This window comes from Aequorivita xiaoshiensis (genome assembly GCF_022008395.1).
In the GTDB taxonomy this organism is placed as follows: domain Bacteria; phylum Bacteroidota; class Bacteroidia; order Flavobacteriales; family Flavobacteriaceae; genus Aequorivita; species Aequorivita xiaoshiensis.
The window spans coordinates 315009-333233 of record NZ_JAIRBB010000002.1; the positions used below are offsets into that span (position 1 = coordinate 315009).

At 32.8% G+C, this 18225-nt stretch carries 18 protein-coding genes; 5 read left to right on the forward strand and 13 right to left on the reverse strand.

Annotated elements, in window-relative coordinates:
• Positions 1-566 precede the first annotated feature (566 nt).
• Both K8344_RS04650 and K8344_RS04655 read right to left on the reverse strand, forming a co-directional pair.
• Entirely contained in the window at positions 567-758 is a 192-nt protein-coding gene (locus K8344_RS04650) for a cold-shock protein (protein WP_139854717.1), read from the reverse strand.
• A gap of 382 nt (positions 759-1140) precedes the next feature.
• On the reverse strand, positions 1141-1599 hold the full coding sequence (locus K8344_RS04655) for a hypothetical protein (RefSeq protein WP_237607095.1): 459 nt from the start codon (positions 1597-1599) through the stop codon (positions 1141-1143).
• Between the two features lie 215 nt (positions 1600-1814).
• Here K8344_RS04655 and K8344_RS14135 point away from each other — a divergent pair, with 215 nt between their 5' ends.
• The 4 genes from K8344_RS14135 (at position 1815) to K8344_RS04670 (ending at position 6257) form a co-directional block, all read left to right on the forward strand.
• Entirely contained in the window at positions 1815-1949 is a 135-nt protein-coding gene (locus tag K8344_RS14135) for a hypothetical protein (protein ID WP_262913388.1), read from the forward strand.
• A gap of 600 nt (positions 1950-2549) precedes the next feature.
• Positions 2550-3605, forward strand: a complete 1056-nt coding sequence (locus tag K8344_RS04660) for a Fe(3+) ABC transporter substrate-binding protein (protein ID WP_237607096.1) — start codon at positions 2550-2552, stop codon at positions 3603-3605.
• Entirely contained in the window at positions 3586-5250 is a 1665-nt protein-coding gene (locus K8344_RS04665) for an ABC transporter permease (RefSeq protein ID WP_237607623.1), read from the forward strand. The genes K8344_RS04660 and K8344_RS04665 overlap by 20 nt, the downstream gene beginning before the upstream one ends.
• Positions 5251-5252: 2 nt before the next feature.
• Positions 5253-6257, forward strand: a complete 1005-nt coding sequence (locus K8344_RS04670; RefSeq protein WP_237607097.1) for an ABC transporter ATP-binding protein — start codon at positions 5253-5255, stop codon at positions 6255-6257.
• A 149-nt stretch (positions 6258-6406) separates the two neighbouring features.
• Here K8344_RS04670 and K8344_RS04675 read toward each other — a convergent pair whose 3' ends face one another.
• From K8344_RS04675 to K8344_RS04720, 10 genes are all read right to left on the reverse strand, one after another.
• Positions 6407-6979: an MliC family protein gene (locus tag K8344_RS04675; protein WP_237607098.1), complete on the reverse strand. Its 573-nt coding sequence runs from the start codon at positions 6977-6979 to the stop codon at positions 6407-6409.
• Positions 6980-7145: 166 nt separating this feature from the next.
• Complete coding sequence (locus tag K8344_RS04680) at positions 7146-7667, reverse strand: YceI family protein (protein WP_139854723.1); 522 nt, start codon at positions 7665-7667, stop codon at positions 7146-7148.
• A 43-nt stretch (positions 7668-7710) separates the two neighbouring features.
• Positions 7711-8136 carry a DoxX family protein gene (locus K8344_RS04685; protein WP_237607099.1) on the reverse strand — a complete coding sequence of 142 codons (426 nt, stop codon included), beginning with the start codon at positions 8134-8136 and terminating at the stop codon, positions 7711-7713.
• Between the two features lie 9 nt (positions 8137-8145).
• A complete protein-coding gene (locus K8344_RS04690) occupies positions 8146-8427 on the reverse strand; it encodes a GNAT family N-acetyltransferase (protein ID WP_237607100.1) in 282 nt (93 codons plus the stop codon).
• 26 nt (positions 8428-8453) lie between these two features.
• The gene (locus tag K8344_RS04695) at positions 8454-9167 is read right to left on the reverse strand and encodes a pirin family protein (RefSeq protein ID WP_237607625.1); all 714 of its coding nucleotides are present in this window, start codon (positions 9165-9167) and stop codon (positions 8454-8456) included.
• 387 nt (positions 9168-9554) lie between these two features.
• A complete protein-coding gene (locus tag K8344_RS04700; RefSeq protein WP_237607101.1) occupies positions 9555-10424 on the reverse strand; it encodes an AraC family transcriptional regulator in 870 nt (289 codons plus the stop codon).
• A 237-nt stretch (positions 10425-10661) separates the two neighbouring features.
• Positions 10662-11348 (reverse strand): urea transporter, encoded by a 687-nt coding sequence (locus tag K8344_RS04705; protein WP_237607102.1) that lies wholly within the window; start codon positions 11346-11348, stop codon positions 10662-10664.
• A gap of 222 nt (positions 11349-11570) precedes the next feature.
• Positions 11571-12647, reverse strand: a complete 1077-nt coding sequence (locus K8344_RS04710) for a phytase (RefSeq protein ID WP_237607103.1) — start codon at positions 12645-12647, stop codon at positions 11571-11573.
• Position 12648: 1 nt separating this feature from the next.
• Positions 12649-13647, reverse strand: coding sequence for a metallophosphoesterase (locus K8344_RS04715; RefSeq protein WP_237607104.1), 999 nt, complete (start codon positions 13645-13647; stop codon positions 12649-12651).
• Between the two features lie 24 nt (positions 13648-13671).
• Entirely contained in the window at positions 13672-16494 is a 2823-nt protein-coding gene (locus K8344_RS04720; RefSeq protein ID WP_237607105.1) for a TonB-dependent receptor, read from the reverse strand.
• Positions 16495-16692: 198 nt separating this feature from the next.
• On the opposite strand from K8344_RS04720, the gene K8344_RS04725 reads away from it, so the two are divergent.
• A complete protein-coding gene (locus K8344_RS04725; protein WP_185098219.1) occupies positions 16693-17076 on the forward strand; it encodes an acyl-CoA thioesterase in 384 nt (127 codons plus the stop codon).
• A gap of 262 nt (positions 17077-17338) precedes the next feature.
• Here K8344_RS04725 and K8344_RS04730 read toward each other — a convergent pair whose 3' ends face one another.
• Positions 17339-18211 (reverse strand): T9SS type A sorting domain-containing protein, encoded by an 873-nt coding sequence (locus tag K8344_RS04730; protein ID WP_237607106.1) that lies wholly within the window; start codon positions 18209-18211, stop codon positions 17339-17341.
• Between the last annotated feature and the right edge of the window lie 14 nt (positions 18212-18225).

Sequence of the window (18225 nt, forward strand, 5' to 3'; positions counted from 1 at the left end):
CTCAAAATGAATGAGAAAGGCTTAAAATTGGGTATACCAGCCTGACTCACTCAAGGAAGCGAATAATAATGCTGATAATAATAATGTTTGTATATTTCTTCATGGTTCGAATTTGTTTTAAATAAAAAAAGCCTTTCTCAACTGAATGAGAAAGGCTTAAAATTGGGTATACCAGCCTGACTCACTCGAAGGAGCGAATAATAATGCTGATAATAATAATGTTTGTATTTGTCGTCATTTAATAATCTCAGTAATAAAAAAGCCTCCTGATTTCTCGGGAGGCTTTTTAAATATATTGAATGTATACTATAACCTTCCCGTTGCAGATGTGATAATCACATTTACATTAATAATAGAAGAAATAATATTTAGATTGTTCATAGTTGCTTTCAATTGCGTGACAAATGTAAATAAATATTTTAATTCTCAAAATTTATTTTCTTAAAAACATTTAAGTAACCTCATAAGTCAACTATTAAAAATTGTTTTAAACAAAAAAAGGAGGCCATATAAATGATCTCCCTTTGTACTTTTACTATTCTATCTGTTAAGACAGTATATATAATTTAGTCTAAAACTTCTACGTTAATAGCGTTTAAACCTTTTCTTCCTTCTTGTGTGTCAAAAGAAACTTTATCGTTTTCCCTAATTTCGTGAGTTAAACCTGAATTGTGAACGAAAATTTCTTCACCTGATTCTAATGTAATAAATCCGAATCCTTTAATCTCGTCGAAAAATTTTACTGTACCTTCTTGCATTTTAATTTAATTTTAAATTGTTATTAATTTTTACAATAAACATCCTGATAAAACCTATGTTAACTAAAATGCACGCTGCACTTTATATGAGTAAACACTGTTAAAAAGTAATTGTAAAAATTTAATTGGAAAGAAGAGTAAAAACTCGAAATATACTAATTGCACTAAATACTAAAACTATGTAGGTGTTTTATTGAGCTGCAAATATACATCCATTTTCCACACCTACCTAATTATTTATCGATTATGTTTATTAATTATGATTTATTCGATAAATATTTGTTATAATATTCGATCTAATGTACTGAATATAGTACTTTACAATCTATGGTTTTTTTTATTCATTTATACAATTGTAGTTGGGTTAATCACTAATTAATCCTTAATTCTCGCTTAAGGCGATTATTTTAAAATTTAATTTATCATCTTCTAACAAGGTATATTCAAAAATAGCCTTTCCATACACGTGACCATCTTCAAAATCTGCAATTATCCATTTGTCACCTAAGAGTTGGATGTTATTATAGTGCATAGTCCCTCCTAATACTGCATCCATTGGAATTAAATCTTTATTTTCTCTAAGCGCCTGTTTAATATGTTTTCCAGGATCCTCTACCCCTAGATCTAAAAGTTTTCTCGAATCCGTTTCTGGATAATACCATTGTGGAGAATCTGTATTTTCAGTAACAGCTGTTTTTGCTGTAAGAACTTCTGTTAATGAGTCATTTTGAATCTGTAAACTATCAATTCGATTTTGTAAAATCGAATCAGAGCTTCTATTATTATTACAAGCTATTAGAGTTAGTAGCAAAAGCGATAATACTATTAATTTAGACTTCATTATATATTAGTTGTTTAGAGAAAGGTTAAATTTTAAATCAAATGAAAACTTATTCAACATCAACTAATTTACAAGGAATTAAATGTTCATGGAGTTCCTTTCTTAAAGTTTTAACAATTGAAGAAACTATCATTCTATTCCAAAAAATATGCAATCTTGATGACAGTGTTTACAGTTAAGTTGAATAAAACTTTTAAATAAATTGTGAATTAGTAATGAGACAAATAATTAAGATTGGGGTTTATACTTGCAATGAATGGTTGGATAGCCTTACCGATAATCCTATTAAACTAACGATTCATTTAAGTATTTATTCACCTGAAGAAGGATGTATAAATATAAAACTCTAAAAGCTATTAATTAATATTAAAATAGTTATAACTACATAATGATCAATAGGGTTGTTCCTACTATTAAAATAATATTTGTTATCAAAAATGAAATCAAATAAAGTTCCAATTTATCATCTTTAATCCATTTTAAAACGAGTAGAATCACACTTGTAATTCCCGTCATAAAGGAGAGAGTTATAAATGTTGTTAGTAAGTTGATTTCTCTATAAGTATCAGTTAAGAAATGATTACCACGAAGTCTAAAATCTAAAAGTAAATTCAAAGTAATTATTAATACAAATAATGTAAGTAGGTGAAAGAGGGTTTTAAGGATTTTTACTGGCAATATGTGTGAATTTATTTAATATTACTTTCTAAATATAGCATTTTTATTTTTTAGATTTCTAATTTATATTTTAAGAAAACCCTGAGGTCTTCATGGGTATAAAAAGTATTCAATAAACACCTAATTTACCTTTATATTGAATTAATAGATTAAGAAACACCCTCACTTCGCACTCATTATCAATGTGTAGAGATTATATTCAACAATGATGCAATCTGTTCTATTTATATCGGTTCTAAATTATTATATTTGCACTTCGAAAAAATAATTCTATGAAAAAATTACTTTTAGCAGTAGCAACGATTTCTCTATTAGTTGCCTGCGGAAACGACAAAAAAAAGAGTGAAACCTCAGTAACTGAGGAAACTACAAAAGACCAAGTAGTAAACGTTTATACTCACCGTCATTATGAGCCAGACCAAGATATTTTCAAAATGTTTGAAGAAAAAACGGGCATTAAGGTAAAGGTGATTAATGCAAGTGCAGATGAGCTAATCCAGAAAATGAAGATGGAAGGCAAACAATCTCCTGCCGATGTATTAATAACAGTGGATGCAGGGAGGTTGAGTCGTGCTAAAGGGGAAGGTCTGCTTCAGAGTATTAATTCTGACATACTAGAAAAAACAATTCCGGCTCATTTACAAGATGTAGATAATCAATGGTTCGGGCTAACGAAAAGAGCTAGAATTATTGCTTACGCCAAAGATAGAGTGAAACCCGAAGATCTTTCTACTTACGAGGATTTAGTAGATGAAAAATGGAAAGGAAAAATATTGGTTAGATCTTCATCAAACATTTACAACCAGTCTTTATTGGCGTCTCTAATTGCTAATAACGGTGAAGAAGCTGCACAAACTTGGGCAGAAGGAATTGTTGCAAATATGGCGCGTTCTCCAAAAGGATCAGATAGAGATCAGGTAAAAGCTGTGGTGGCTGGTGAAGGTGATTTAGCTATAGTAAACTCATATTATATCGGTAAAATGCTAAACTCTCCTGATGCAGAAGAAGTTAAAACAGCTCAACAAATTGGTTTGTTTTTTCCAAATCAAAGTGATAGAGGAACTCATATAAACGTAAGCGGAGCTGGAGTTGCTAAATATGCCCCAAATAAAGAAAATGCAATTAAGTTTATCGAATTTCTAATTAGCCAAGAAGCGCAACAAGTTTTTACTGAGGCAAATTACGAATACCCAGTGTTAGAAAGTGTAGAGGCAGTTAAGGATATTAAAGCTTGGGGAGATTTTAAAGAAGACAATTTAAGTCTAAACAAACTAGGTGAAAACAACAAAAAAGCAGTATTGATTTTTGATGCAGCAGGGTGGAAATAATAACGAAGCTTTCTCTCTAAAAACGAGAATTAAAAGACTAAAAAGAGATGTAAACAAATGGTCAGTATTTACACTGGCCATTGTTTTTTTCTTAGCCTTACCCATTATATTCATTGGTGTAGAGCTGTTTTCTGGTCCGGGAGAAACTTGGGGACATATAGTAGAATACCTTTTACCCGACTATATATGGAACTCTTTATATCTCGTTTTTATATGTAGCATACTCGTTTTGATTTTTGGAGTGTCGTCGGCGTGGTTTGTATCGCGTTACGATTTTCTTTTCCGAAAGCAAATGGAATGGTTACTTATATTGCCATTGGCTATTCCATCCTACATTGTGGGTTATGCTTATGCTGGAATTTTCGACTATGGTGGAAGTTTGGATTTATTATTCCGCAAACTTGGCTTGGAGTTTATCCGTATTGATATTATGAATAGAGCTGGGCTTGCATTTGTATTAAGTATTTCGTTGTTTCCGTATGTTTACGTAAGCGCCCGAGCTTTTTTTTTAAACCAAGCTAACAACCTCTTAGAAGCCTCTAAAATGCTGGGAGTTGGAGAGCGTAAAACATTTTTCAAATTAATGCTACCCCTTGCCCGCCCTGCTATAGTTGCTGGTTTGGTTTTGGTATTAATGGAAGTGCTAAATGATTATGGGGCAGCCAAATACTATGGTGTAAATACTTTTACCACCGGTATATTTAGATCTTGGTTTTCGTTGGAAGAACCACAAACAGCAGTGTATTTGTCGGCTTTATTAATCTGCTTTATTTTCGCATTAATCCTTTTTGAAAAATGGCAGGTTAGAAAGATAAAATTTACATCTTCAAAAACTAATAGCACTCAAATTCAGCGAAATAAAGCTAAAAAACCAATACAGTGGATGATTTTTTTAGTTGTTTTTCTTCCTATCCTTTTAGGATTTATTTTACCCGTAGCACAACTGATATATTGGGCGGTTATTACAGCATCTACAGTGTTTAACATGGAATTTGTTATGACTTCACTTCAAAGCTTTGCTATTGCTATTGCCTCGGCTATAATAACTGTTTTATTTGCTCTAATTCTTATTTATTTTTCAAAATGGAGTACGCTTAGTACAATTAAAAATATTTCTAGAATTGGAGTTTTAGGCTATGCTATTCCAGGTGCGGTAATTGCTATAGGAATAATGATTCCAACTTTAGCCTTAGATAAATGGTTAATTAATATGTTGGGCAAATTCGGAATAGATACAGGTTTAATCATCAACGGAACATTGCTTGCATTGCTATACGCATATGCAGTTCGTTTTTTGGCCGTTGCCTATAATCCTATAGATTCCACAGCGTTAAAGGTTGATAATTCCATTCCAGATTCATCAAAAGTTTTAGGAGTTGGAAACATAAGAACCTTTTTTAAGATTGATTTTCCTTTAATAAAGACGGGAGTGTTTAGTGCTGTAATATTGGTTTTTATAGATGTAATGAAAGAGTTACCTTTAACATTAATTCTGAAACCTTATCATATAGACACCTTAGCGGTAAAAGCTTTTGAATATGCTAGTGATGAGATGGTAATGGAGGCCTCTATCCCTTCACTTTTCATTATCTTTACGGCTATGATTCCTGTGATTTTTTTAAATAAATTATTGATTAAAAAATAAACATGCTAACAATAAACTCTATTTCCAAAAGCTTTGACAAGGGTAAAACTTACGCCCTTGAGAATGTATCTTTCAATTTAAAAGCTGGACAAGTATGCGCCATAGTTGGAGAGAGTGGTAGTGGAAAAACTACTTTAGTGCGTTTAATTGCAGGACTGGAAAGACCAGATCACGGGAGTATTGCGATGAATAATAAAATTATTGCTTCTCTAGATAAATTTGTACAGCCGGAAAAAAGAAAAATCGGATTGGTTTTCCAAGAATATGCACTTTTTCCTCACCTGACAATTTTGGAAAATGTTTTATACGGAATTTCTAAAATTAGAAACAAAAAGAAAAAAGCTCAAGAGATGCTCGATTTGGTCGGTTTAAGTGATATGGGGAAACGTTACCCGCATCAATTATCTGGCGGACAACAGCAGCGAGTAGCATTAGCAAGAGCACTAGCGCCAGAACCCTCGTTGTTAATTTTAGACGAGCCTTTTAGTAATCTTGATACTATGTTGCGTACTCAACTGAGAAACGAGGTTTTCGAAATTATTAAAAAAACAGAAGTCACTGTGTTATTCGTTACCCACGATACCCAAGATGCCCTTTCAGTTGCAGATGAAATTTTAATTCTTCAGAAAGGAAAAGTAATTCAAAAGGATGTAGCGGCAAATCTTTATGTTAAGCCAAATACTTTATACGTAGCTTCATTATTTGGAAGTACTGTACATATCAATAAAAATTTACAGAATGCTTTTCGCTGTCCTTTAAAACAAGATTGTTGTCACGCTATTCGCAACGAGAAAATTATAGTAAGCCCCTCCTCTGCTGAAGCCGATTGTGAATACATTACAGCTGCCCAAGTGATTAAAAAAATTCAATTAGGTGATTCAACGCAATTGGTTTTAAAACTTGAATCTGGAGAGCAACTAACTGTAATGACACAAGATAAAAATATTGCGGATACTATTTATGTAGGATTTAATTCTAAAGATATTTTAGAATTCGAGGAGGAATAATTATTTTTTTCTACAATGTTAAGTCTAATATTTATAGATTCCGAATTCGAGGTTTCTCATAGAATCTCTTAATCGAATTTGTAAAACACAAAAACGGTTTGAGTTTAACTCAAACCGTTTTTTATTTATACGCTAGCAGAGAATTTTACTTAATTCTTAAAAACAGTTTCCCCGTCTTTAGTTAATTCCAATTTTTCACCTTTTCCTCTTAATTCGTAAGTGTCGTTTTTATACCAAATTCCAGATGCTGCTTTCTCAGCAACCAGATCGATTTGTTCTCCACCATTAAGATAAGCCTTAACCGTTCCTTCGGTATTGTTGAAAGTTAGATCTAGTGTCTGGCCTTTGTCATCCTTTAATGATGATTGTACGATATCATCTTGGTGTTCGAAAACAATTTCATCCCCCTTTTTAAGTTGGATATCATTCCCTTTACCTCTTAACTCATAGTTTTCATTTTTGTACCAAAATCCTGATGCTGATTTCTCCTGTTGCAAATCGATCGTCTCTCCATTAAAAACAAGAGTTGCTGTTCCTTTTGTATTATTAAATACAACTTCTAATTCCTCACCATCTTTGTTTACAGTAGTTGTAGTAACAAAATCATCCGAAACTTGCTCAACAGTTTCTTTTACTTCAACATTTTCCTGTTGAGGTGTATCTTTACAAGAGCTTAAAACCAATGCTGAAAGCATAGTGATTGTTAAAATATTCTTTGTCATTTTTTAATTTAGATTTTAAAATTATGTTTTATTTCTGCATATAGGTTGCAAATACTCTGCCAAAACCATGCAATTTTATAATGTATTTTTTATAAATTAATAAACGGTCAGAGTTTAGTACTTGACCGTTTAAGTTAACTTAATTAAAGTATGATCTATTTAAAGTTTAAGCTTGTTTTGTAAATTGTACATCTACAACCATTTTTACTTTATCAGAAACTACAATACTTCCTGCTTCTGTTACAGCGCTCCAAGTTAAATTGAAGTCCTTTCTGTTAATAGTACCAGTCATTTCAAACCCAGCTTTTGTTTGTCCGTAAGGATCTACAGCCACACCATTTAATTCTGCGTCCAATACAACTTCTTTTGTGATGTCTCTTATTGTTAAATCACCTACTAATTTATCACCATCGAATGATTTTGAAACGAATTTCAGTTCTGGAAACTCCTCAGAATTGAAGAAATCGTCCGATCTTAAATGTGCATCTCTATCCTTGTTTTTTGTGTTGATAGATGCTGTTTTTGCTGTAAATGTAAATTCTGCATTTTTAAAGTCGTCTCCATCCGTTTTTGCAGTTGCTTCAAAATCTTCGAAATGTCCTGTTACGGTTGAAATCATCATGTGCTTTACTTTGAATGCTATTTCTGAATGCGCGCTGTCTAATGACCAATTTGTGTTCTTACTCATTCTCTTACGTTTTAAAATTATTATTTTGGTTTGTTTGATTTATTTACTTTTTTAATATCCAGTTATCTAAAGAATACTTCCCTGCGCCAATTAATGCTATGGAAATATATATTGCTGCATAAAGAAGGGGTAGTTCTTGTCTTCCAAAGCCATCATTAGCATGTACTATAAATGCTGCAACGAGCATGGTAATAGCCAATGGGATAGCTGCAAGTCTAGTACTTAAGCCTATGATTAATAGAATAGCACATAATACCTCTGCAAAAACGGCGAGTGCTAGGGAGGCCGATGCTCCTACACCTATAGGATCTCTGAATTGAATTGGTTCTCCACTAAAAAAAGCTTCAAACTTTCCTAAACCATGTGTTAACATAAAAGCTCCTCCTACTACTCTTAGTACTAATAACGCTATACTGATATTGGTATTAGTAACTCCTGAATTTAAAGATTTCTTTATAATTGCTCGCATCTTTAATAGTTATTTTAATACGTCTTGAATATCTTCTAATTTCTTGAACATTGCAGAAGCAAATGGACATAAAGGAGTGATTTTTATATCTTTCTCTCGAGCCATTTCTACAATTTTATAAAGCAATTGCTTACCTATATTTTTTCCTTTAAATTTTGGATCAACTTCGGTATGGTCGATGATAATGTGATTTTCTCCTGCTATAGAATACGTCATCAACCCAGCTCTTTCATTGCCTTCTCGGGCCATTGCATACCCCTTATTGTCTAATTCTTTAATTATAAATTCCATTTTTTTAATATCTAGAAAGTTAGTTATTACATTGTCATTGGTACGTCCATAAGCAATATACGGGCGTCATCTGTGGCTTTTACATTAATGCCGTCTGTATCCCAAATTCCCATACCATCTCTTTTAGAAAGTTTTTCACCATTAATTTCTACTTCACCTTCTAAAATAAAGGCATAAACACCATTTCCTTCTCTTTTAATCTTGTACTCGTCAGACTTCCCTTTTTCAAACTTTCCAATATGGAACCAAGCATCTTGATTGATCCAAACTCCTTGATCGTCTTCATTAGGTGAAAGCACTTGATAAAATTCATTCTCCTTTGCAATATCTCTAATTGAGATTTGATCGTATCTAGGCTTAACTTCTCTTTCTTTTGGAAAAATCCATATCTGAAGAAACTTTACTTCCTTATCTTTATTCTTATTGTATTCAGAATGTGTGATTCCAGTTCCAGCACTTAATACTTGAACATCTCCTTCTTTAATTACTGCCACGTTCCCCATACTATCCTTATGCTCTAAATCACCTTCTAGTGGAATAGATATAATTTCCATATTGTCGTGTGGGTGAGTTCCAAATCCCATTCCAGCTGCTACGGTATCATCGTTTAGTACGCGTAACACACCAAAGTGCATTCTTTCTGGATTGTGATAGTTTGCGAAGCTAAATGTATGGTGTGAGTTTAACCAACCGTGATTAGCGTGTCCTCTTGTTTCTGCTTTGTGAATTACTGTATTCATAGTATATATATTTTTATTTGGTAAATGATTAAATCCTACTTGTTGCATCAATTTATCGTAAGTCGATTTTATATTTTTGTTTTTATCTGCCTTAAGCGTTTGAGGAGCAATTGCGCCAACAACACCAGTTAATAAAACATTTTTTATAAACTTCTTACGATTCATAGTATTTGCTTTAAGTATGATACAAAGATATAACCCTTTCTAAGTGTGGGGAATATGAAAAAAAGGGATAGACTTATAAAAATCCGATGTTTACCTTAAAAAGACCAAAAGAATGTAGCTATAACATTATTTGATATACAAATACTATCTGCTGTCTACTACAAATTACGACATTCGACTTGTAAAGAAAAGTCTGCTAAGAATCTCTTAACAAACTTATATTTAATTCTGATTAAGCTTAAAGTCTGAAGGAGATACCTTGGTGTTCTTTTTAAAAAATGCACTGAAGTTTGCAGGAGCATTAAATCCTAACTCGTATGCAATTTCTTTAGTTGTTAAATCGGTAAAGCATAGTAATCTCTTTGCTTCTGTAATTATTCTTGCTTGAATATATTCTTTAGCTGTTTTACCTATTCTAGATTTAACGGTACGATTTAAATGATCTGGAGTTATATGTAATTCATTAGCATAAAATGTAGTTGAGTGTTCTTTTTTATAACCTTTCTCCACTCCTTTTTTAAATGCTCTTATCAAATTATCTCCTGTGCTATCAACATCAGATTCTATCGGATTTATAGAACAGATATTGTTACACTCTATAAGTAACAGTTTCAAAAAAGCTCCAATAGACAACAGTTTCATGTTTTTCTCACTGTTGAATAATTTGAAAATTTGATTACTATAGTTTGTTATTGTTTCAAATTGTTCTTTCGTTGGAATTAACGGCGGACTTTGACCGTAATTATTAAAGAGATTTAAACTATCAATAAAAGATAATCGAATTAAGTTTTCAACTAAAAATTGATTCGAAAACGTCATCGCATAACCATACGATTTTTCATTTTCAACAACTTGATGTACTTGACCTGGAGCAACAAAAAATATCTGATTATCCCCTAAATCGTAAGTATTAAAATCAATTATATGTCTTCCTCTAGCTTTCTTAACAATTAGAACTGTATAGTAATCATGTCTATGAGGCACGTCCACTTCTCCATTTCTTCTTGTGTAAATATCTTCCATTCTAGATATACCAAAACTCACGCTGTGTTGATTGATATTTACGTTCTGATATGTTTTTACGCTATCCATTTAAGTGTTTTCTACACAAGTTATGTTTTAAGAGACTTCTTCAAAATTACAATTTTGTATTAAGTCTGTAATATTAAATTATGATTTTGGAGATTTTTTTATGCTTCTTTTTACTAACAATATTCCCCAAGTAGTTAAAACAAATGGTGCCGTAAGCGTTATTATTCCTGTCGCACCTAAACCCATATTCACTAATGATGAGAGAATAATGGCTAGTGAAATCCAAATAAAATCACTTCATTTTTTACCAAATAGCGCAATTGAACAAAGTATGGCGTTATATCCCATAAGGCCGGCGTTAATGCTGGTTGCAGATTCTGATAATATCAATGCCGTTAAAGAGCCTAAAACAGCGGCATAAATAGCATATGCAGCCATTAGTTTATTGTTTACCGAAATTGCTAGTAGAAAAAATAGTCCTGTTATTATGTTTTCTTGAAACATCACTTGCCCAAAACTATTACTTACTGCTGCAACAAAGTTAAATGTGGTATCGCTTATTGGAGAATATGAAATCAACGGATATTGAAAAACTAACAACAGAGTGTAAATCAGTAACCATGTTATGATTACAAAAGGTGATGTAAATGGAGGAATGCGCTTTTTTAAGAAGTTCATTACTAAAGTTGACAAAACCGAACCCAACACCAGTGCTGTTGCGGTTATTAGATTTAGCTCAAAAAAGCATAATACTGCAATCCCTGTAAGCGTTCCATTAAATCCGTAAAGACCATTTTTAATATCATCCTCGGAGTATTTCAAGTATTGTGCTGTAACAGTACTTATTACAGTACCGACAAGGGCTGCTAATCCCATTAGCCAGGAGTTGTAAAAGATTCCAATAATAAATAAAAGTCCAGAGAAAATATTATTTTGAAATATTACCTGACCTATACCCCGTAGAATTGAATCTATAAACTTCATTTACAATTGCTGTATTTACTTTTAGGTACGAATATAGCTTTATAACTAAAATCTAAATCAATTTTTCATGAATACTAAGATAAGTTTAATGAATTCTATTTTAAAAAAAATTAAAAGCAATAGACTATATACAAAAAAAACACCTAAAATAATTTGGATCCCCCGTTCCAAACCATTCTAAGTGTTTAAAATCAACACTAAGTTTAGCATTAAAAGTATTGTTTACAGCGCATTATCAATTTCATTTTGAATTTGTCTCCAATCGTAAAAATGAAAAGATTTTCCGTTAGTCATGGCCACTAGCATTCCGTTAGGAAAGTGCTCTCCTAAATTTACATTAGTTGCCTCTACCCCATCACATTCATCTGTAGAAACAGAAACAGAGGTAATAAGGTTATGCGTATGTCTATCATTTGAAGCACCTTCACGTGGATATACTAGAAACTTATTTGCTTGCTGATCTGAAACCAATATATATCCTATTCCTTTTCCAGTAGTGTAAATTGCAATTCCCTCATGGTCCCGCTTTGCATCTTCTTGTGCAAAAAATGACAATTGTGTGTTATCGTTTAAGGCTGGATCGGCATGATATTTACGAATACCCGCGGTTTCATCAGAGTAATACACAAACCCCAATTCATTATCTACCGCTATGGCTTCAATTTCTTTCTTTCCGCTATATTCACCAAATTCTCTTATTTTCTTTCCTTTTACAGCCTTATTTTCATCAGTAGAAAGCTCGTATTGCCATAAATAACTCCCTGATGGCCCCGACTTTCTTCCTACTATAGCATACACTTGAGAGATAGAATCGGTAGTCTTTGTGTATAGAGAAATTCCCATAGGTTCATTGTGTCCTTTGCCTTTTTCATTTTCAAACACTTTAATTCCTCCAGCATCAATTGGTGTGAGATCGGGTAATTGAAAAACTCGAATACTATTTGCCTTGCGTTCGGTAAGTACAGCAATATCAATCTTTTCTCCTCCCCAATTATAGCCATAAGCGATATCAACGTTGTTCGGACGTTTTAAATTAAGGACTTTATGGATGATGTTTCCATCTAAATCATAAGCATATAGCCCACCATTCATATCCTTATCAGTTCCCAAAACAATACTTTTTTTAGGATCTGTAGGATGGATCCAAATAGCAGGATCATCGGTATCATTTGGTGTTTGCTCTGTTATAACAATTGGTTTTAAAGCGTTTAAATCTGTTGTTTCTGCTGTATTCTTACAAGAAATTAAACAGGAAAACCCAAAGCCTAATAGTATAAATCTATAGATTGTTTTTATCATCTTACTTCTTTTTTAATTCCATTTTGTGTAATATTTCTGCACGGTTTTTATGTGCTTTTATAGTCTGAATTTCTATAGAATCTCCATTAACTGTAAAGCTCATAAAACCTGGTTCTGCTTTTGAAAAGATGGTGCCTTCACGATTTCCTGCTGGGCGCGTTTCACTTCCTCCACCGGATAAAAACTGGGTAGTAAACCTGCCTTTTGGCTTTATTATTTGTAAGTCGTGTTCATGGCCACAGATGTAAGCATCTACTTTTAAAGAATCGAATAAATCTGCAAATTCACTTTCAAAATCCTTGGTGTCTTTATATTCTTTACGTTTTCCACCACTATATAATGGATGATGACCTACAACTACTTTCCAAGCAATTTTTTCATCTTTTGTACTTAACGTTTCTATAATCCATTGCTTTTGCTTTTCAGCAACTTGGGATTCAAGATGTGGATATTTTTCGTTTTTACCTTGATAGCTTGGTATAAACGGACTAGTATCCATAACCACTAAAAGTAGCTTTTTTCCGTCATTTAATTCAAACGTTTTACTGTAATAAGGAGCCGGCATATTCCAACGACGACTGATATCCGAATATGCTATTTGCGCATCAATATTCCCTCTGTGATCGTGGTTTCCTAAGGCTGCATACCAATCTATATACAGCGATGGATGTGTATAAATATTATTAAATGAAGCATGCCAGTGTTCATCGTAAATACTTGCTACACCGTTGGGATAAAAATTATCGCCAACGGTAACAATAAATTCTGAATCTAACATAAAAGCAGCATTTCCCAGTTGTTTAGCCACTTCTTTTTGATAGTATTCTCCTACGCGACCAAAATCGCCGAGAACTAAAAAGTTTAAATCTTCATTTTCGTTTTTAAGCTCGGGAATAAAGTCGCCTTTATATCCAGCCGTTTTTTTAGTTTCTATAAATGCCTCTTGTGCAAATAAGGATTGCAGCAAAAGGAAGAATATAATAAAGTGTAATTTTTTCATAATAATTTTAATGTTTTAATAATTTTATAAATCGAATTTTAAACCTAAATTAAACTTAGGAAGGTAGTATTCAGCTTGCATTGTACGCTCTGAAACTCCTTGGTAATAGCGCAATGGCTGATTCGTTAAGTTGTTTGCTTCAGCAAAAACACGCAGGTTTTCTGATAGTTTGTACGACGCATTGGCATCTAAGAAAAACTGTTGGTCGTAGTATCTATCTTCAAACTCATTTCCTCCTAATTCGTCTATATAATCTGAGCTGTAGTTTGAAGAAACTCGAATAGAAAATTTATCATTTTCCCACGAAAGTGAAGCGTTAAGCATATGGGGTGCAGTACCTGGTAAATCAATTCCTTTTCTTTCTTCACCATCTTCGTTTGTAATTCCCTTAGTTTTCGACTTCGTAAATGTATAATTTACATATACCCTTAAAGATTTAAAGAAGTCAAACGGAATGAAATCTAATTGTCTTTGAAGTGCCACTTCAAACCCATATACATCTACATTATCGCCATTTTTTGACTGAACAAAGTCCCAGTTTTCACCATTGGAAATTGGATTGGATTGGTTTGGAAAATCTGATGCGAATTTGTCTTGGGTATATTGTGAATCGCTTGCAGTATAAATGAAGCTTTTCATATTCTTATAAAATACGCCTCCAGATAAAATCCCAACAGACTTAAAATATTTATCCACCATTAAGTCAAAATTAGTAGCATTTGTAGCATCCAATTCTGGATTTCCTGCTGAAATTTCATTGTCTTCAGTATTCACATTAACATAAGGTGCCAATGAATAGTAGTTAGGACGAGCCAATGCTGTTGAAATTGCAGCTCTCAATATTAAATCTTTTTGGATATCATATTTGATAGCTAAACTCGGCAAGATGTCTGTGTAGGAGTTTATATTAGAAATTTGTCCTACTAGCTCCTCTTCTTCTTTAACATAGTTTCCTGTATAGTCAATATTAGTATGTTCAACTCTTACACCAGTAATAATCGAAAATTTATCAGATAAATCTTGATCCCAACGAAGGTACGCAGCAGAAATACGTTCTTTAGCATTATAGTTAGCAGACAAATATTCTGAAGGATCTAATTCACCTTCAAATAAATTTGTATTGGATAGGTTTAAATTTCCCAGAAAAGATTTATCTACAAAAAATCCTGGAAAATCGTTCGGTCCCGCTTGCCAATTATCACCTCCGTAGTAACTAAGTGGAAGATCTGCTAATGTCCCGAAAGATGTTATTGGTTCATACTCGTAAAAAATATCATCTCTTTTCTTATCTTTGATTCGCAAACGAAGTCCAGTTCTTAAACGTCCTTTTTGTCCCTCAATTACAGAAAATGGAATACGAATGTTCACCTTAGCTCCAAATTCTTTTTCTTCAGTAAAATTGTGATTTTCTGACAATTGATTCATCTTGAAAGTATCAAGATCATCATCTATAGCATTTACTAACGGAAAGTTTAAGTCACTTAAGTTTTGATGTAAGTCCAACCCTTTCGACTGAAAACTTAAATATCGTTCATTAGGTCTATCTTCACTAGCTGTAGCATAGTTTAATTGCCAATCTAAATCTAACTTAGCGTTAATTAAGTGTTGACCACCAACAGAATAATTTTGAACACGTTGGTCTTCTAAACGCGTGTTTTTATTGCGATTGTTATCAATCCCACCCTTTGTCTCTCTACGAATATCTCCTGTAAATCCGGTTATATTATCCTGATCGTCATATAGTGGTTTAATTTTTCTGTAACGAACTCTGTATCTATTTTCCCTATCGTCCCTCCAATTGTACATTGAATTAAGAAACAGCGTGTTGTTTGAATCCAGATTATAATCTAGTGCTAATGCAAAACTTCTTCTTATACGTTGCACATCGTACTTTCGGATATCTTTTTCACTTACATATACCTGTCCTTTCTCACCTTCTTTCCATTCCGCTTCAATATTATCAGAACCGAAATTATTGTTATTGTAGGAAGCACTAAATACCGCCCCTAATTTATCATCGAAAAATCGATTTCCGTAAACAAAGCCTGCAGTATAATTTCCTTTTTCACGAATTGGAGCATATCCACCAGCCAATGTTGCTGAAATTCGCTCCCCATTTGGTGAAGCTCGAGTAATTAAGTTTACCGAACCTCCAATAGCATCAGCATCCATATCTGGAGTAAGTGTTTTGTTTACCTCAATAGTAGAAATCATATCGGAAGGAATTAAGTCCATCTGAACGTTTCTGTTGTCACCTTCAGCAGAAGGAATTCTATCGCCATTTAATGTAACCGAATTCAACTCTGGTGCTAAACCTCTAATAATTAAGTTTCGAGCTTCCCCTTGATCGTTTTGAACGGTGATACCAGGAACACGCTTTAATGCATCCCCTACATTTGCATCTGCGAACCTCCCTACTTGGTCTGAAGAGATTACGTTAGTTATGTTCTGATTGTTTTTTTGTTGGCTTAACGCCTTCGCCTGCCCCTTAAGCCTTTCACCTGTAATTACAACTTCATCCAAACTTTCTAAATCGGAAGACATTATAAAGTCTAACTTTGAGTTTTTTCCTATTTCAACTCTAGCTTCCAAAGTATGAGGTAGGAAGCCTAAATATTGAACCGTAACACGGTAAATTCCTTCAGGTACATTTAAAAACTCATAATATCCTATTTGGTTTGAAATAGTATATCTATGTCCACTATCTAGTGTTACAGTTGCACCTGGTAGTGATAAATTTCCTTGTTTATCAATAATTTTACCTGAAATAACTCCACTACTTTTTTGTGAAAATGCACTAAATGCAATGAGGAGTGAAAAGAATAAAATTGTAATTTTTTTGGCCATTTTATTTTTTGTTTTATTTATTATTGCCGCCAAAACTACCTATCAAATGTTACCTCTATGTTATACAATTGTTTCCATATTAAGAACATAGTTTGTTACTGAAAGCAGCTGTATTATTAGCAGAAAAGGGTACCGTTTTCATTTTACAATTATATCTTTAGGCCTTTAAAAAACCGATTTATTTCAACATAAACTCCAATGAATAAAGCTGAACGAATTAAAAACGCAACAACTACAATCTTTAAAGCTGTATTTCCTAATACAACAAATCACTACGACACGCTTTTTGGTGGAACGGCAATGCAAATGATGGATGAGACAGCCTTTATAGCCGCTACCCGCTTTAGCCGACAACAAATGGTAACTGTAAGTAGTGATAAGATAGATTTTAAAAAAGCGATTCCAGCGGGAACAATTGTTGAATTAGTTGGTTATATAACCCACGTTGGAAACACCAGTTTAAAAGTTAGAGTAGATATCTATGTGGAAGAAATGTATTCAGATTATAGAGAGAAGGCTGTTTCAGGAGAGTTTACATTCGTGGCAATAGATGAAAATAAAAAACCTGTGAAAGTTATTTAAGAATTTCGACTACCATATACTATCAATACCTCTAAAATAATGATTGAAAGCATTGCGAAACCTGAAGCTTGTAAATAGTAGTAAGGGAGAGATAATTATGTAGAAGCCACCATGTTATTTAATGGAGAAAAGATATAATAATTGCTATGTGGTTTTTGCCATCTGTTTTTAAAAGTTTTCTAATAAAAAACACGGGCAGAATACCCGTGTTTTTTGTTTAAAAGCTTTTATTGAAGCTTAAATAGCTATAATAATTTTAAATCTATTTTACGATTTTAAAAGAATGCCACTGATTATTCATTTTTAAACGTACGATATATAATCCAGAATTTAAAGCTGATAAGTTAATAGACTCTTGAATGTTGTTTAGGTTTTCAGTTAGCACTATACTGCCTAAGGCATTATAGATTTCAACCTGTTCCATAGAAATTGAACTTTGTAAGTTCAAAGTATTATTTTGAATAAAGTGCGAAAACGGAGTTTCTTTAAATTTCCCTGTATTCAAAACATTATTAGATTTAAGATTATCTATGTACATATCTTCAAAAAGGAAGGCCTCAAAAGAATACTCATCAATTGCTTCCTGTGAACCCCAAAGCGTATCTTGATGAATTTCTACACCATTTGCGTAATAAGTAATAGTTTCATTGGTATAATTAAATTTCAGTTTTATCTCATTGAACTGACCTACATTTATTAAAGCCATTGCAATAGGCACAGGATTAACCACATTCACTACGGCAGGAAAAACATACTCTTCTTGAATGATTATAAAGGCAGCATATTCATCATTAGACATCACTTTCCAGTAAAGTGTTGTATTACCTCCTGGCACATATATGTCCATAGAAATTTCTAAATCATCTTGTACAGGAAGTGCTTCCGTAAAATTCCAATCTGCAAAAATTAAGGGCTGACTAGCATCATAAGTCATTTTTAAAGAATTTTCACCTTCAGAAGCATTTTCACTTGATACATAGAAGTAATTTGATGTATCTGAAGTTTCTTGCCATCCATTAATTCCGTCCACTAATGCTCCGGGAGTATACCCTTCAGATGCTTCAAACGATGTTTGTTGAGATTGAGCCGAAATTGCTGCTATTGCTAAAGCAAAAATTATTGTAATTTTTTTCATAAATATTCAATAAG

What these genes read in the sequence shown, in the direction of transcription:
- K8344_RS04650 (WP_139854717.1), bottom strand. Translation starts at nt 758, where the DNA reads ATGCAAGAAGGTACAGTAAAATTTTTCGACGAGATTAAAGGATTCGGA.
- K8344_RS04655 (WP_237607095.1), bottom strand. Translation starts at nt 1,599, where the DNA reads ATGAAGTCTAAATTAATAGTATTATCGCTTTTGCTACTAACTCTAATA.
- K8344_RS14135 (WP_262913388.1), top strand. Translation starts at nt 1,815, where the DNA reads ATGAGACAAATAATTAAGATTGGGGTTTATACTTGCAATGAATGGTTG.
- K8344_RS04660 (WP_237607096.1), top strand. Translation starts at nt 2,550, where the DNA reads ATGAAAAAATTACTTTTAGCAGTAGCAACGATTTCTCTATTAGTTGCC.
- K8344_RS04665 (WP_237607623.1), top strand. Translation starts at nt 3,586, where the DNA reads ATGCAGCAGGGTGGAAATAATAACGAAGCTTTCTCTCTAAAAACGAGA.
- K8344_RS04670 (WP_237607097.1), top strand. Translation starts at nt 5,253, where the DNA reads ATGCTAACAATAAACTCTATTTCCAAAAGCTTTGACAAGGGTAAAACT.
- K8344_RS04675 (WP_237607098.1), bottom strand. Translation starts at nt 6,979, where the DNA reads ATGACAAAGAATATTTTAACAATCACTATGCTTTCAGCATTGGTTTTA.
- K8344_RS04680 (WP_139854723.1), bottom strand. Translation starts at nt 7,667, where the DNA reads ATGAGTAAGAACACAAATTGGTCATTAGACAGCGCGCATTCAGAAATA.
- K8344_RS04685 (WP_237607099.1), bottom strand. Translation starts at nt 8,136, where the DNA reads ATGCGAGCAATTATAAAGAAATCTTTAAATTCAGGAGTTACTAATACC.
- K8344_RS04690 (WP_237607100.1), bottom strand. Translation starts at nt 8,427, where the DNA reads ATGGAATTTATAATTAAAGAATTAGACAATAAGGGGTATGCAATGGCC.
- K8344_RS04695 (WP_237607625.1), bottom strand. Translation starts at nt 9,167, where the DNA reads ATGAATACAGTAATTCACAAAGCAGAAACAAGAGGACACGCTAATCAC.
- K8344_RS04700 (WP_237607101.1), bottom strand. Translation starts at nt 10,424, where the DNA reads ATGGATAGCGTAAAAACATATCAGAACGTAAATATCAATCAACACAGC.
- K8344_RS04705 (WP_237607102.1), bottom strand. Translation starts at nt 11,348, where the DNA reads ATGAAGTTTATAGATTCAATTCTACGGGGTATAGGTCAGGTAATATTT.
- K8344_RS04710 (WP_237607103.1), bottom strand. Translation starts at nt 12,647, where the DNA reads ATGATAAAAACAATCTATAGATTTATACTATTAGGCTTTGGGTTTTCC.
- K8344_RS04715 (WP_237607104.1), bottom strand. Translation starts at nt 13,647, where the DNA reads ATGAAAAAATTACACTTTATTATATTCTTCCTTTTGCTGCAATCCTTA.
- K8344_RS04720 (WP_237607105.1), bottom strand. Translation starts at nt 16,494, where the DNA reads ATGGCCAAAAAAATTACAATTTTATTCTTTTCACTCCTCATTGCATTT.
- K8344_RS04725 (WP_185098219.1), top strand. Translation starts at nt 16,693, where the DNA reads ATGAATAAAGCTGAACGAATTAAAAACGCAACAACTACAATCTTTAAA.
- K8344_RS04730 (WP_237607106.1), bottom strand. Translation starts at nt 18,211, where the DNA reads ATGAAAAAAATTACAATAATTTTTGCTTTAGCAATAGCAGCAATTTCG.